A 15,304-nucleotide genomic window follows, 5' to 3' on the forward strand; every position below is an offset into this window, starting at 1 on the left:
AATTATATCTCTTGCTCATGTGAATCACAGTTACAGTGATACTCAAAATCATCATTTTCATTGCCATCATCAATAGATACAGTCCATGCCTCATCTGTACCTATAAGAATTTCATAGTCTTGATTTTCATCTGTATTTACATGTTGAGTTCGACCATGTGCATCTAAAGTTCCTGAAATGTAGGTGCTATTTTTGGTATTGATTAACTTATATTTAACTTCTGAAAAATTATTTTCATAAAATAAGTTATAAAAATCCCATTTATTCGTAAAAGATTTAATATTATTCATAATTGGAAGTAATGGAATTTCGGTTTTAACTTTAGTCCCGCTCTGAAACTTTTGTTGTCCAGACTTTACTTCAAACATTCGATCTGTTTCGCATAAAATGCCAGAACCGTTCAAGGTAATCCTTGAAGATTTGCCTGTAATCTGAACTTCTTTCGAACTATTGATTTCAACACGGTCTTCTGTCGAAGATATCGTGATCCCCAGTTTGGCAAATAGTTCTAAAGCATTTGCCTGCGCGTGAATATTAAATTTTCCCTGTGCTGCAATAAGGTTGATGCCATTCATCACAGAAAATAAACTTATTTTATTTTTTGCATGCACAATCCAGTTCTTTTGCGCACTAAAGTTAATGCTGTCACCAGCAATTTGATTGATTTGGGCATCCGCAGATAAATGGATATTGTCAGGCGTGCTTAAAGCAATCCCATCCTGGGAACTGAGTAAAAGCACAGCCTGATTAAATTTGGCAATTTGTTGTTGGAGCTGTTGAGCAAATACTTTAAGTTGATCAACTGATTCTATCTCATCGGTTTTTTGGTTCTTGGCGATATCACTGAGTGCTTTACTTTTGATTTGACTGCCTTCAAGTTGTTTCTTGGCAGGCGCTGCGTCAAGATGATCGCCTTTGGCATGTTCTTGTTGATAGGTCGACAGTAATAAGCCTCTCCCGGCACGTACTGCACCCCATTGATCCGTTCTTAACTCAAAGCCTTCACCTCTCCCTTCGCTGGTCTCGGTTTCTTTTGGATGGCTTAAATTCCCTAGATTCAATTGGCTTGTCGCATGACTGCTGTGTAACTGAGTACTGATCTGGTTGGTGGTATCGTCAAAACGCAGTTGGTTATATCCACCACCCTGATATTCCTTAGTTTTAATCCCTGCTAATTTTTTGGTATCTGGCAACTTGCCTTGGTCATCAAACTTGGTCGGATAGCGATACCCTTCATGAATTCGTCCCACTACAAATGGTCTATCAATGTCACCATCACTGAACGAGATCATGACGATCTCTCCGATCCTCGGTAAGAATCGTACTCCATAGCCTTCTCCTGCCCATGGCGTCAGTACATCCACCCAAGCCGAGTCAGTATCATTATTGTTCGCGCCTGCGCCACCATCATGTTGGTGGTCTTCGTGACGGGTAAACAAGAAATTTACCTTGATCTGACCTCGTTCATTGACATATATTTCCTCCCCACTCGGTCCGACTACTCTCGCTCGCATTGGATATGTAGTGGGTCGATGTTTCAGCGGATTGTATTCAGGGACAACGGCTATATTGCGTCGTTGTAGGATGAGTTGATTCGCATGGCGTTGTTCGCTGTTGTTTGTGGTGATATGCGTGAGTCGCCATTGGCTTTGTTTCAATAACATTTCAACTTGATGAGACAAATCTTTCGGTAAATTATTTTGGTTATAGAAGGTCTTGGAGATGATCAAGAACTGCCGATCAGCAATATCTTTTTGATCCAGTGTGGGATGTTGGTGAAGTTCGAAGTAATAGCCGACCTGTGCATCTCTTACTGTCGAAACAGCTGTAAATTGTTTGGCTTGAGCGTCATAGTAATCGCTGAGGTTTTGGTTAAAACGTTCTACTTGAATGTTGCCTGATGGGGTTACACCATCTTCTCCATTTAGGTCTTGGACCCATGCAGGGCTAAACTGCCATACCTGTTCTAAACCTAAACTGGCATTGTCATAGTTTTCACTCTGCTGATGCTTACTTAAAACATTGCCTGCGCCTTCTTCTATGTCTAATATATCAGCTTGCCATCGTTGAATATGTACAGACGTCGGTTGAAGTGAACGTAAACCTGTCAATGCTGTGATGGTGTCTTGCTGTTCGACAGCCGAACTTCGATGAAAACGGATAATGCGACGTTCTAAACTTTTATATTGAGTATTGTCATCAATTAAACGAAGCTTTTGAGGTTGGATTTGTTCATTAAAATAAGACACTTTAAGCTGTGTCTCATCAATTAAAGTCGTCACGCCTTCCGATGCTAGAAGTCTTTGAATAAGATCTATATCTCGTTCATTATTCTGCATAATGAATGGTCGAATATCATAGTCTTTGGTTAGACCACTTTTATCCAAAGTCAAACTTGAAGCAAACAGTGGAGATCTTTCTCGCCATTCATTAAATATGACTTCTACTGCCTGTAAAGCAGACATATTCATAAATACTCGCGAGTTTCTTCGATACTTCCAAAGCGCAGTTGGGTCTTCTACAGAAAGGCGATAAATTGTCAACGCACCATCCGAGGAACCCAGCTCAGCTTTAGTCACAATTCCTGAAATACGATGCAGCTCAGAGCGATCATTGACCATATCAACGGCTACACGACACCCAATAAAGCTTTTTAAGGCGATGTTGTTTCGTGTAGATAAACAAATAAGTTGTAAATTCAAGCCATCATTGATGGTATGTGTCCCATCGATATGTTGCAAAAATACATGGGCAGCCAAATTGGGATTGCTAAATTGAATATGTAAAGCCCGTTTTTGAGCAGAAAGTCCCATTTTTTCCAAAACAAAATTAATATTATTAAACATGATCTATTGTGTATTTTTTCTAAATTCACCATCACCATATAATAAAATATCATGATTTGTCTACCATAAAGTATTTTTCACATGAATACCAAATCATTGATTTATTGATAGTTTTCACAGTATTTTATAAATTGCAGGACATATTATGAAATTCAATTTATTGTATGATTGCCTATCAATTCTCTGAGTTATTATATAATTTATAGTTATTTTTATATAAACCTGATAAATAAAAACTCAATTCACCATTCCCATTAAAATTCTCATTTTATCCGATCAGTTTAAATATGTTTTTAACAAAGGAAATTTAAAAATTATAAAACTTGTAAGTACACTAAACATGTCTGGTTAGTAATATTGTATATTTATTTTATAGCATGCTATTAATCTATAAATTCTCATATTATGCAAATAAAAACAACAGTATTCATGCATTAATTTATAGATAGGCATGTAGTAAGCTGTGTATTTTTTGTTCCAATGACGCATTTCGTTCATGATTTAAATCTAAAATCATTCACAGAATTTGGAAGTTAAAAGCCTAATTTTCTCATTTTTAAACATAAATTATTGCAGCACTAGAATAAGGATGTTTTATGACTGAAACACATACCTATGCGCCTCATGAAAAACGTAATCGTGTTATGGCAATTGTCGGCGCTGCATCTGGTAACTTAGTAGAATGGTTTGACTTTTATATATATGCCGCTTTTGCCACTTATTTTACCCACGCATTGACTGCTCCTGATATGAATGACTCCACCAAAGCGATTTATGTATGGGGAGTTTTTGCTGCCAGTTTTTTTATGCGCCCGATTGGCAGTTGGCTGTTTGGTTGGATTGGAGATACTTTTGGACGTAAAAAGTCAATGATCATTTCCATTAGTTTAATGGCAGTCAGCTCATTTTTATTTGCAGCACTTCCAACCTATGAACAAGTCGGTATGGCTGCGCCGTTTTTATTGTTAGCTGTCAGGTTATTACAAGGGCTTTCAGTAGGTGGTGAATATGGCACCGTAGCCACCTACATGAGTGAGGTTGCTTTAAAAGGTCAACGTGGTTTTTACTCATCGTTCCAGTACGTGACACTATCGGGCGGACAGCTCTTGGCGAGTTTACTTGGGGTGATCATGTTGGCACTGATGTCAAAAGAACAGCTCATGGATGGTGGATGGCGCATTCCATTTATCATTGGTGGTGTGGTTGCGATTCTGTCCTTTTTTGCACGTCGCCATCTCAAAGAGACTTTGTCTGAAGATGATGGGCGTAAAGAAGGCTCAGGTAGTTTAAAAGAGTTGCTGACTAAAAATTGGAGCACCTTTTTACTGGTGGTGGGTTATACCTCTGCGGGTTCTCTATGTTTTTATATCATCACGGTATATTCCAAAACCTATATTACCAGTTTAGGATTTTCTGATAAAACAGTAGGTTACATGATGACCATTGCACTGTTTATCTTTATGTGTGCTCAACCCTTGTTTGGCATGCTGGCAGACCGCATTGGCAGACGCTCATCCATGATGCTATTCAGTATCACCTGTGGTATTTTTATCTATCCAGTGATGGTGATTGCAATGCCTTATTTCAGTGGTTCAGCTGTTATTGTAACTTTGCTACTGGTCTTCCTTATGATGTTGCTGAGTTTTTACACCTCGATTAGTGGGTTGGTAAAAGCCGAAATGTTTCCACCGCATATCCGTGCACTTGGTGTAGGTTTTGCCTATGCCGTTGGTAATGCTATTTTTGGCGGATCAGCTCCGGCGGTTGCATTAAAACTGAAAGATTTAGGGCATGAAAATACATTCTTCATTTATGTCATTGTCATGCTAGTTATTTGTTTATTCTGTAGCATGCAGTTGCCCAAACAACCCAAATATTTACACCACGACCATTAATACCCTGCAATGATTTAAGGTCTGTTGATACAGACCTTAAATTTTCTGTAAAAAACCAATAAATCATAAGACTATAGAATATTTTGAGCACATAATAAAAAGACTGTTGCTTATACCCGCCTTTCTAATGATGAGCTTGAGTGCCTATGCCAGAAACAAAACTATCTTTTGGTGGATGGTGGTGGCGCAGATGACCTTTCATTGATGTTGAAAAATATGCAGGGCAAGACGATCCATGCCTATTGCAATCAGAAATGTGGAAAATGGTTCGATCCAGATGAAGAAATAGATGGACAAACATTAAAAAAGCAATATATCGATAAAAAAGTTCAGGCAGAGATCAAATTTGAAAAAAATGCAGGACAGGTGGCAGGTCCTAGTCATGATGAATCATTTTACTTTATCAAATTCATTAAATTATTCGAATAATCGTCCTCCACACTTTGCAATGATATAAACGCATCTTGAATATTTCTTTATTTAAAATAAATCAAAGTGTTGATGAAAAATTTCATACAACACTTTGACCATAAACTGTTAATTAAAACAATACGTCTTGTCGTCCCGGCATATCTTCAACAGGGATTTTGTCGACAGTGAATTGATATTTTAAAATCTTTTTCATCGAATCTGTTTCAACCACCGCAATTGCATTCAGCACATCATCATTTTCAGGTTCTTGTATGCGAGCCGCTTCACACCATTTTACTGCGGTCGTATAGTCAAAGTAGTGCGGACGATTGGCTTGATCTGCATAAAGCCTTGCTAAAGCACTCATTGCCTTAATATGTCGATTCCAGCCATGTGAAATCAATTGAGGAAGAATAATATCTCCAAGTTCTGGATAATAACTGTAGTGATATAGGCGATCCGCATATAGGTCTATGATGTCATCTTCAAGTTCTTGATATTCATAAGTCCCCTCCGTGCGTGATTTTTCAAGCCCAATTCTTGCCTGTTCAAAATAGTTTAAACTTTGCTGTAATAACGGAAAGGGATTGCTTTCATCATCTTTAATACCCCGATTGAGGTAATTTACCCCCATATTGTACATGGCAATATAATGCCCTTGTTCAGCGGCCTTATTTGAATATTTTTTTGCTATATCTACATCATATAAACTTGAGTCTTCTCTTGAATGAATATATCCACAAGTGAAGCTAGGATTGACATAACCGAGCTCTGATGCGGCATGCAGCATATCAATCACATCTGGATAGCTTTCCAGTTCATCAAAACTTTTATAGACACGATAGAAGCAACAGTATTCACCTTCAGGAAAGGCTTTCGGCTTTTCTAAACTTTTGGCAAACTCAAACCAAGACTGAGCGACCAATGGATTTTTTTCTACACCAGACCAACCATGTTGAGTAAGTAATCCATAGAGAACCGCAGCACTGGCTAATGTTTTTCGGTTTGAAATCGCAATATGACCTAAAAAATCATGATCTTTTGCATATTTAAACCAATAATAAATAGCACGTTGCAAATCATATTCATCAAATACATCATGCCCAATCGTGTGTAAATAACAATCTAGAATTTTTGCATCAGACTCATTCAACAAGGTATAAAAATAGGCCAAACGCAGATAGATTTTAGCGCGATTTTTTTCACTCAAAGGACGTTTTAATAAATCCAACGCGATTTGAATATGTTTTTTGATCTCCCCAGTTTGATCATCTGAGTAGCTGTCCTCTACAGCGTCATACCACATTACAAAGTGAAGTTCATTTTTTTCTATTTCAGTAAAATGATCACACCAATCAGATTGTATAAACTCAATAATTGCCTGATAGTTATAACCCCAACGCGGCAATAAATACCAACAATAATCAATTGCAGCAACAAGACCATACTGAGACTGATCAAGAAAAACTTTTAACCAAAATGCTGCTTCATTTTGCGGTAAATCCAAATCAGCTTTTAAATCCAGATAAGGTTTCAGCATGTCTGGAATCTGCTGAGGCAATGTCAAAGCTAAATCTGTTGATAATCCACTTAACTTTGCAATTTTCTGCAATTTGGGCTGAATGACATGTTTTAAATTTTGAGGTTGTTTCTGTTTAAATAGCCACTTATCAAACCACTTTGGTTCATCCAGTTTTGCTGCTGCATTCAGTAAGTGAATCACAACAGTCCATGCGTTTGGAGAAAAAACGATTGCCTGCATTGCAGTGACATAAATTTGCTTTTGCGCTTCACGAGCACAATCCCACATATCTTCTGAGACTTGGTTTGCCCAAGATCCCCCACGATATTCTGAAGCCCAAAATGCCCAATAGCGCACTTTGATCACATAAGGAAAAAAACTTTCAGGATATGTTTTCGACCACTCTTGAAGGTGCTGAAGTGCCTGGGGTCCTTGGTTTAAAAACATCTCAGAAAACATCTGATAAGGATAAGCAAACCACTCACTTTCCCATTCAAATGCACTTTTCTCAGTTCGGCTATTCCAGAGTTCAGTAAAATATTGCTCTAAGGCTTCATATTGTTTATTTTCCAATAAACCAAGGGGATACTGTCCCTCTTTTCTTAAAGTTTCATGGACATACTCGGCTTTAATCATGATGAAGCTTCCCTACTGTAATTGGAGGATGTCCGGGTTGAATCAAGTGCGATGGGCTGTATTTTTAAGTCGGTAAGTTCTGGCAGGAGTGTCAAATTCCAGTCTAAAGATTTCCAATTACACAAGCTTTTTTCAAGATATTGCTGGATTTCAAAACGTGCTGATTTATCATAATTGTTATAGTCTGAATGGCGTATGATCAAGTCAATTTCTCGACCTTGCGCATAGTATTGCCCCATTTCCTGCCAACTTGTACAACACTCTTGAATGATTTGGGCTGAAGCCAAGATATATTGCCAAGCTTCATCTTCTCCGACATATTCAAACTGATGCAACAAACGCATCATGATAATTTTTTGGATGTGGGCATAGACCAAAACATCACGGTAATAGGGTCTGGCTTCTTGATTTAAATCATACCAACCATATAAGTCACCAACATAAAAATACTCTTTTAAAAAGAATTCAATTTTTTGCAAACGTTCGATTTGGCTATTCTGTTCCAATTTCAAAAGTTGGTCTAAATGTGTTCTATATTTTGCTTCGTGATTTTTAAAATCATCCAGCATGAGTGTATCAATGTCATCACAAGAAATTTTATTGCGTACATAAATCAAATCACCTGTTGCCAAAGCCCATTTTTTTCTTTGATTTGCCCTGCTTTTTAAAAGTGGCATTGCAGGAATTGCAAACATAAACATTAAAATTTTAAATATCCAGCCAATCCAAGGAATCTGGCTGAGTAAACCCAATACTAAAAAAATGAGATAAAAAGGGAGTAAGATCAAATGTAAAATAAGCGGAAGTGTTTTCTTCTTTTCAAATTTAAGTGAAATATTTAGTTTTCTTTGATCAAAATCTGTTTGATTAAATTGCATGACTTGTTGAATCAAAGTATTTTGTGGATTTTGAATATATTCCTCTTTATTTGTTGCCAACATCATCCATTGTAAAACTGGACTTTGCTGTGTACAAAGTTCCATTAAATCTGGATTTTGCATCACTATTCCTTCGACAACCAATGGATCAGTTAATTCATAAAAGTAAAAATATGGCAGTTGTTCACTGTGCAATAAGCCATTTTTTTGTTGCTCAATTGAACCGTCAATTTGCTGTGAGTCTAAAAGTTCAGGCCGGTATATAATTCCAAGATTCGAACAATCTGAATTGTGGTTATTTTTGGGTTGAATATGATTTAAAAACAATAAAACATCATCAACATATTTTTTAACAGGAACTTGGTTCTGTTTCCCCTTAATTTGCTCAATACACCACGCATCTCCATCCCACTCTAAACTGATCGTGACATGTGGCTTATTGGAAGCATCTCTTAGGCTAAAATAACGCAATAGACCATATTCTTTCTGGGTTACATAATGCTCACCATAACCATCTTTAAGTTCAGTCAGGTTGGCGAACTGTCCCAGACAGTGCTGCATATAACGTGACTCAAAAGCCATCTCTTTACGCAGTAACATTCCTGTTGCTGTAATTTCAATAAAACGTCCCGTATCTACTGTTAATAGCTCAGTAATCGCGTGTTCAGAACTGTCCCATTGCCCCTTTTCTAAACGCTTTTTCATCGCTTCATGATCTTTATGCCAAGCATCTAAGACTTGGTCATAAGTCATTTTCATGAATTTACCTTTTAGATTGGTTTTGAGTCTAGAGTTAAAAAATTCTAAGAGTGGTTTCTCTAGCGCTAAAATCTGTTCATGCAAAGAATCAATATACAACATCTGACTATCTGGCTGTTGTTCAAGTTTTTTCAAAAACCATGCAGGAATCGGCTGAGGTAACTGGCAGATTTTCCAAGCAGCAACTGAGTTGACATGAAAGACTGGATTAAAATGCTTAATCACATATTCAAAGAATTTTTTTTCTAACCATTGGGTAATTTCAGGGTCATCTTTACGGCGTTGGCTACGTTCTACTATTGTTCTTTTAAGTTCAGGTGCATTGACAATATCTCGTGTTTCCATGCTATTCCATTTAATGTATTTCTACTATATTACAATCTGATTTTTATAAAAGTATTCCAAATATCGGAATATTTAATGTGAATAGTCTATAACAAAATACTGTCCAGAAAATAGAATTCCCTAAAAATTAACTGCATTTATGTTAATATCTTAAAAATTTTCAAATGCTTATATCATGAAAAAAATGGTGATTTTCTCAGGTGCTGGAATGAGCGCGGAAAGTGGTATTGATACCTTCCGTGATCGTGGAGGATTATGGGAAAATTACAATATTCAAGAAGTTGCCACTCCAGAAGCATGGCAACGTAATCCTGAGTTGGTTCAGCGTTTCTATAATGAACGTCGCAGGAATATACTTGAAGCGAAGCCCAATCTTGCACATAGGATCATTGCTAAGCTTGAAGAATACTTTGATGTAGATGTCATTACTCAAAATATAGATGACCTTCATGAACGTGCCGGGAGCCAAAATGTCATCCATTTACATGGCAATATCAGGTTGGCCAAAAGCTCAAAACCACATGCGCAATACAGTAACGAATTTTATCCCATTATTGGATGGGAGTTGGATGTAGAAAAGCATCAATGCCCTGAAGGTTATCCACTCCGCCCACACGTAGTCTGGTTTGGAGAAGCAGTACCCGTTTATGAACAGGCAATCCATACTGTTCAAGATGCTGATATATTTATTGTAATTGGTTCAACATTAAGCGTATACCCTGTTGCAGGGTTGATTCATGAAATTCCACAGGGTTGTGAAGCATATTATATTGACCCGCAGGCCAGTCATGCGCGTGTACCTGCACAATACGAGTGTCTAAAAATGAACGCAACTGAAGGTATGCAGCAACTTTTTGAAAAACTTACCACGCATTAAAAAACCAGTGTAATTACACTGGCTTGGCATTTATTTAAAAAGCTTCACAGCCTTATTCGTGTTCATCTGTTGACTTAATTTGGTCTTTTTTTCCACTTTTTGAAGGTTGAGCAGAAAGTGAATCATTGAATAACTTATTCAACAAAGGTTTCGTCAATCGATAAATAACCAGACCAATAAATAGCAATAGATACAGTGGCCAAATGGTTATTAGAATAACCAATAAGTCCAAAATAAATTGCCAACCATATTGAATACCTTCCCAAGCACGTTTCCAGAAACCGTCGCCATTTAAACGTGCTACTGCATCTACATCAACATCCAAACTTTCACGAACCATAGCGGGCTGTTTAATACTGATGCTGATGGTACTGAAACGCACACGGTCTTGCACTTCAAGCTGTGTTAAACGAGAAATTTCATTCAATTGGGATTGTTTGGTATCGCTAGGTACGGTCTGAGTTTGTGCCATTTTTTCTTCTAATAGCTTTAACTCAAAACGTTTTGCAGAATACTGTTGTTGGTTTAAAAAGTACATTAAAGGCAACAATTGATTTACATACACAGCAGCCTTATCACTTGGCACTCGTACAATAATTTCTGCATGTGGATCAACTTTTTCAAAAACGCGAATTTTACCATCACCGATTTTTTGCGTTTGTGTATCTAACACATCAAAGCTGATATTTTTCTGCTCAATAAAACCACCTGCCTGAAAAGTAAGCTTATCGATTTCTAAAGCAGTTTTCACCACATCCTTAGCAGTAAAATTAACTTGTGCTTCTCGCACCATACGACGCGCTTTTTCTGCTTGACTGACATCTGTGCTTAAAATGGTTTCAGGTTTTTGTTCAGTCACAGGTGTGGTGTCAATACTATTTTCAGTAGCTTGTTCATTACTTTTTTCAGCAGCATCCGCGGCTTGAGCAGCATCTTGCGCAACCACTTGTGAATCTTGTGCAGATGCACTTTCAGCAGCTTCTTCCGCTTTTTTTGCACATCCGGAAATTAGAACGAGACTAAGCACGAGGATTAAATGTTTATTATTCATAAATTATTGACTTTAGTTAATGATTTTTAAGTTTTTGGGATTATAAAGATATTTTTTGTTTTTTACCATGCATAAAAATACAGCACCGAAATGCTGTATTGTGAACTGATCTATTTTGTTGATTTAATGCCGGTTTAACCTGTATGCCCCATTTCATCATAAGACTGTACCGCAATTTCAGAAATCATATTTTCAAATGAGAAAATTTCATCCAGCTGTTGTTGTGTTAACAAACCTTGTTCCAATACAACCTCTTGAATGGTTTTATTTTCAGCGATGCACAGTTTCCCGATTTCATCACATTTTGTATGCCCTAAAATTGGATCAAGTAAAGTAATGATGCCCACACTGCGCATTACAGCGTCATAGCATGTTTTTTCATTGGCAATAATGCCCTGAATACATTTCTCATCCAAAGTTTGAATCCCATGAATCAATAACTCAATGGATTCATTCATCGAGAGTGCAATCACAGGCTCCATCACATTCAACTGTAATTGCCCTGCATCAGCAGCAAAAGTAATCGTTAAATCATTGCCGATCACTTTGAAAGCAATTTGGTTGACCACCTCTGGAATAACAGGATTAACTTTTGCAGGCATGATTGATGAACCTGCCTGTAATTCGGGCAAGCGTATTTCCCATAACCCTGTACGAGGTCCAGAACTCAATAAACGTAGATCATTACAAATTTTAGAAAGTTTGACAGCCAAACGTTTCAATGCACTGGAAAGAATGATAAAAACACCACAATCACTGGTTGCTTCAACATAATCTTCAGCGCCAATCAACTTTAAACCTGTTAAAGCGGTTAAATTATGATTGACTTGTGCTGCATAACCATGGGGTGTATTTATACCTGTCCCGATTGCAGTCGCACCTAAATTAATTTCCAATAAAAGTTCTCGTGTTTTTTGAATTAAACGCACATCTTCTTTTAATAGGGTAGCAAAGGCATGAAATTCTTGTCCCAGTGTCATTGGTACAGCATCTTGCAATTGAGTTCGTCCCATTTTCAGTACAAATTGAAACTCTGATGATTTTAAAATGAGTGAACTGATCAAATTGTTGATTTTTTCAAATAACAGATCTAAAGAATAATATGTTGCCAGACGTAATGCCGTTGGATAAACATCATTGGTGGATTGTGATTTATTGACATGATCATTGGGATGAATAATATCGTACCGGCCTTTTGCATAGCCAAGCGACTCTAAAGCAATATTTGCAATCACTTCATTGGTATTCATGTTGATGGATGTACCAGCACCGCCTTGGTAAACATCCGATGGAAATGAGTCTTTCCAGTCTTGAGGATTTTCAATCAACTTATCACAGGCTTGTTGAATGGCTAGACTCATCTCTTCAGATATTTTATTAAATTGAAAGTTGGTCTGTGCTGAAGCTTTTTTAACTTGAGCTAATGCACGTATAAAAAAGCTTTGTTCACCTATGGTATGTTTAGAAATATTAAAATTTTCTAGAGCTCTGACAGTATGGATGCCATAGTAACTATTTATAGGTACTTCTTTGCTTCCCAATAAATCTTTTTCTATTCTTGTAATTTCTGCAGCAAGTTGGACTGTTTCCATGGGATATTCTCGTTATTTATGCATTCGAATTATGCATTTACCATAATATTCGCTCTATAAAAGTTTAGTAGTAGCAAAATATGTCATTTCTCTCTGGAATTTTTAAATAGTATAAAGACATTATTGCTCATGTAACTTTATGTAACCACGGTCATTGATATTTTTTCAATCTGAAATTGCGCTGAGTTTTATTTAAATTTACTTTATAATTACTGATTTCCACTTTTGTATCTAAATGTACAATTGGATACAAAAAGCTTGCATAATCACCTTATAAAAATTACAGCGATATTTTTTATTTATGTGAAAGAATCCGCTCGTGAAACTCATGTGAAAAAAATAAAACTTGGAGATCTACTCCACAAGGAATGAATTAGATATGGACTCAATCAACCCCACAGTTGTGACCTTTATTTTCTATATTATTGCAATGGTCTGTATCGGCTTATATGCCTACAGAAAGACCACTGATTTTTCAGACTATATTCTGGGTGGTCGAAGTTTAGGTAGTTTTGTCACCGCGCTGTCGGCAGGTGCATCAGATATGAGTGGTTGGTTGCTCATGGGTCTGCCAGGCGCAATCTATCTCACGGGTTTATCAGAGTCATGGATTGCGATCGGCTTAATTATCGGTGCATGGTTAAACTGGTATTTGGTCGCAGGCCGTTTACGTGTTCACACTGAAGTACAGAATAATGCCCTGACATTGCCCGATTATTTTACCAGTCGTTTTGGCGATAAGAAAAAAGTCCTACGTATTATTTCAGCATTGGTCATTTTGATTTTCTTCGGTATTTATTGCGCATCAGGTATGGTCGCAGGCGCACGTTTGTTCGAAAGTATTTTTGCAATGAACTATACCACTGCACTTTGGGTCAGTGCGATTGCAACCATCAGTTATGTTTGTATTGGTGGTTTCCTTGCAATCTCTTGGACAGATACATTCCAAGCAGGTTTAATGATTTTTGCGTTATTGCTGGCACCAATCATGACTTTTTTAGCAGTGGGAGATATGCAACACGTCACCCAACTCATTGAAACTGCCCGCCCACATGCAACAAATATGTTTCAAGGGGTGAGTTTTATTGCCATCATATCGTCAATGGCATGGGGCTTAGGCTATTTTGGTCAACCCCATATTCTCGTCCGTTTTATGGCAGCTGATTCCGTCAAATCTATTCCGAATGCACGCCGTATCGGTATGGCTTGGATGATTCTTTGTTTAGCAGGTGCTGTTGCTGTAGGTTATGTCGGTATAGCTTATTTTCAAGCACATTCAGATATACCCGCAGCAGCAATTGTAGCAAAAAATCCTGAAACGGTATTTATGGAACTCACCAAAATATTATTCAATCCCTGGGTTGCAGGTGTTATTTTGGCAGCAATCCTAGCTGCTGTTATGAGTACCCTAAGCTGCCAACTTTTGGTATGTTCAAGTACATTAACTGAAGATTTATATAAGTCATTTATCCGTAAAAAAGCGTCACAGACTGAATTGGTTTGGGTTGGCCGTTTGATGGTACTTGCAATTTCAGTATTGGCCATTATTTTAGCCTTCAATCCTGAAAGTAAAGTACTCGGCTTAGTTGCTTACGCCTGGGCAGGTTTCGGTGCAGCATTTGGACCCTTGATTTTACTTTCAGTATTCTGGAAGCGTATGACCTTGAACGGCGCTTTAGTCGGGATTATTGTCGGTGCTGTAACTGTTATTGTTTGGAAAAATACCATGGCTGCGACTGGTCTCTATGAAATTATTCCAGGTTTTATCTTCTCATTTATCGGTATTGTTGTAGTGAGCCTATTGGGTAAAGCACCTGAAAAAGAAGTCATTGAACGTTTTGATCATGCTGAACAAATATATACACGCGAAATGAAAAATTTATAATCGTCGAATATGCAATCATAAAGGGGCTGATGCCCCTTTATGATTTTTTAGCTTTTGCTCTGGATTTAAAATTAAGATGTAATTGTGAACTGTCTTTTATTACTTCCATGACTGGATAGCTCCGTGTTTCCTTTACGCCAGGCAGTTGCCACAATACTTGTCCAGAAATATGGCGAAACGCTTCCATATTGGCACAGCGAATTTTCACTAAAAAATCAAAGCCTCCACTAATCATATGACAAGCCATGATTTCTGGATATTGAAGTACAGCCTCTGAAAATGCATCCAAGACATTGGGCGTCGTTTTATCTAATAAAATTTCAACAAATACCACAAAATTTGCCCCCAGCATCTTGGGGTTAAGTTTAGCCTCATAGCCAAGAATATACCCTTCTGCAGAGAGTTTCTGTACACGCGCTAAAGCTGCTGTTGGAGACAAGTTCACTTCTTCTGCAAGTTTAATATTGGAAATTTTTCCATCTTTCTGCAAAATTTCTAAAATCCGAATATCTATACGATCCAGAGTTAAATAAGCACTTTCCATAGAATAATTCTCTAAATATTCTTAAAATTATAGTGAGTTATTCACCAAATATTCTGTAATCAT

10 protein-coding genes are annotated in these 15,304 nt (G+C 37.4%); 4 read left to right on the top strand and 6 right to left on the bottom strand.

Translation table 11 applies throughout. The annotated features are described in order from the left end of the window. Window positions 1–2: 2 nt before the first annotated feature. On the bottom strand, window positions 3–2,846 hold the full coding sequence (locus OSH00_RS06425; RefSeq protein WP_266129735.1) for a type VI secretion system Vgr family protein: 2,844 nt from the start codon (window positions 2,844–2,846) through the stop codon (window positions 3–5). Between the two features lie 596 nt (window positions 2,847–3,442). Between OSH00_RS06425 and OSH00_RS06430 the strand changes: the two genes are divergently transcribed. Both OSH00_RS06430 and OSH00_RS06435 read left to right on the top strand, forming a co-directional pair. After that, complete coding sequence (locus OSH00_RS06430) at window positions 3,443–4,741, top strand: MFS transporter (protein WP_266129736.1); 1,299 nt, start codon at window positions 3,443–3,445, stop codon at window positions 4,739–4,741. Window positions 4,742–4,945: 204 nt separating this feature from the next. After that, complete coding sequence (locus OSH00_RS06435; protein ID WP_266129737.1) at window positions 4,946–5,170, top strand: hypothetical protein; 225 nt, start codon at window positions 4,946–4,948, stop codon at window positions 5,168–5,170. A 112-nt stretch (window positions 5,171–5,282) separates the two neighbouring features. On the opposite strand, the gene OSH00_RS06440 is transcribed toward OSH00_RS06435, so the two are convergent. After that, complete coding sequence (locus OSH00_RS06440) at window positions 5,283–7,310, bottom strand: DUF4034 domain-containing protein (protein WP_266129738.1); 2,028 nt, start codon at window positions 7,308–7,310, stop codon at window positions 5,283–5,285. Continuing rightward, on the bottom strand, window positions 7,307–9,292 hold the full coding sequence (locus OSH00_RS06445) for a DUF1266 domain-containing protein (protein ID WP_266129739.1): 1,986 nt from the start codon (window positions 9,290–9,292) through the stop codon (window positions 7,307–7,309). Before OSH00_RS06445 ends, OSH00_RS06440 begins: the two co-directional genes overlap by 4 nt. Before the next feature lie 175 nt (window positions 9,293–9,467). Here OSH00_RS06445 and OSH00_RS06450 point away from each other — a divergent pair, with 175 nt between their 5' ends. Next, window positions 9,468–10,169 carry an SIR2 family NAD-dependent protein deacylase gene (locus tag OSH00_RS06450; RefSeq protein ID WP_266129740.1) on the top strand — a complete coding sequence of 234 codons (702 nt, stop codon included), beginning with the start codon at window positions 9,468–9,470 and terminating at the stop codon, window positions 10,167–10,169. Between the two features lie 52 nt (window positions 10,170–10,221). On the opposite strand, the gene OSH00_RS06455 is transcribed toward OSH00_RS06450, so the two are convergent. Continuing rightward, window positions 10,222–11,220 (bottom strand): DUF4349 domain-containing protein, encoded by a 999-nt coding sequence (locus OSH00_RS06455; protein ID WP_266129741.1) that lies wholly within the window; start codon window positions 11,218–11,220, stop codon window positions 10,222–10,224. Between the two features lie 134 nt (window positions 11,221–11,354). After that, entirely contained in the window at window positions 11,355–12,812 is a 1,458-nt protein-coding gene (gene aspA, locus OSH00_RS06460) for an aspartate ammonia-lyase (protein WP_266129742.1), read from the bottom strand. A 379-nt stretch (window positions 12,813–13,191) separates the two neighbouring features. On the opposite strand from aspA, the gene putP reads away from it, so the two are divergent. Next, entirely contained in the window at window positions 13,192–14,697 is a 1,506-nt protein-coding gene (gene putP / locus OSH00_RS06465) for a sodium/proline symporter PutP (protein WP_266129743.1), read from the top strand. A gap of 37 nt (window positions 14,698–14,734) precedes the next feature. On the opposite strand, the gene OSH00_RS06470 is transcribed toward putP, so the two are convergent. Continuing rightward, window positions 14,735–15,241, bottom strand: a complete 507-nt coding sequence (locus tag OSH00_RS06470; RefSeq protein WP_266129744.1) for an Lrp/AsnC ligand binding domain-containing protein — start codon at window positions 15,239–15,241, stop codon at window positions 14,735–14,737. Window positions 15,242–15,304 lie beyond the last annotated feature (63 nt).

The sequence above is a fragment of the Acinetobacter nematophilus genome, assembly GCF_026344175.1.
In the GTDB taxonomy this organism is placed as follows: domain Bacteria; phylum Pseudomonadota; class Gammaproteobacteria; order Pseudomonadales; family Moraxellaceae; genus Acinetobacter; species Acinetobacter nematophilus.

Excerpts from the sequence above, each read along its gene's own strand:
- OSH00_RS06425 (WP_266129735.1), bottom strand. The coding sequence starts at position 2,846 with ATGTTTAATAATATTAATTTTGTTTTGGAAAAAATGGGACTTTCTGCT.
- OSH00_RS06430 (WP_266129736.1), top strand. The coding sequence starts at position 3,443 with ATGACTGAAACACATACCTATGCGCCTCATGAAAAACGTAATCGTGTT.
- OSH00_RS06435 (WP_266129737.1), top strand. The coding sequence starts at position 4,946 with ATGTTGAAAAATATGCAGGGCAAGACGATCCATGCCTATTGCAATCAG.
- OSH00_RS06440 (WP_266129738.1), bottom strand. The coding sequence starts at position 7,310 with ATGATTAAAGCCGAGTATGTCCATGAAACTTTAAGAAAAGAGGGACAG.
- OSH00_RS06445 (WP_266129739.1), bottom strand. The coding sequence starts at position 9,292 with ATGGAAACACGAGATATTGTCAATGCACCTGAACTTAAAAGAACAATA.
- OSH00_RS06450 (WP_266129740.1), top strand. The coding sequence starts at position 9,468 with ATGAAAAAAATGGTGATTTTCTCAGGTGCTGGAATGAGCGCGGAAAGT.
- OSH00_RS06455 (WP_266129741.1), bottom strand. The coding sequence starts at position 11,220 with ATGAATAATAAACATTTAATCCTCGTGCTTAGTCTCGTTCTAATTTCC.
- aspA (WP_266129742.1), bottom strand. The coding sequence starts at position 12,812 with ATGGAAACAGTCCAACTTGCTGCAGAAATTACAAGAATAGAAAAAGAT.
- putP (WP_266129743.1), top strand. The coding sequence starts at position 13,192 with ATGGACTCAATCAACCCCACAGTTGTGACCTTTATTTTCTATATTATT.
- OSH00_RS06470 (WP_266129744.1), bottom strand. The coding sequence starts at position 15,241 with ATGGAAAGTGCTTATTTAACTCTGGATCGTATAGATATTCGGATTTTA.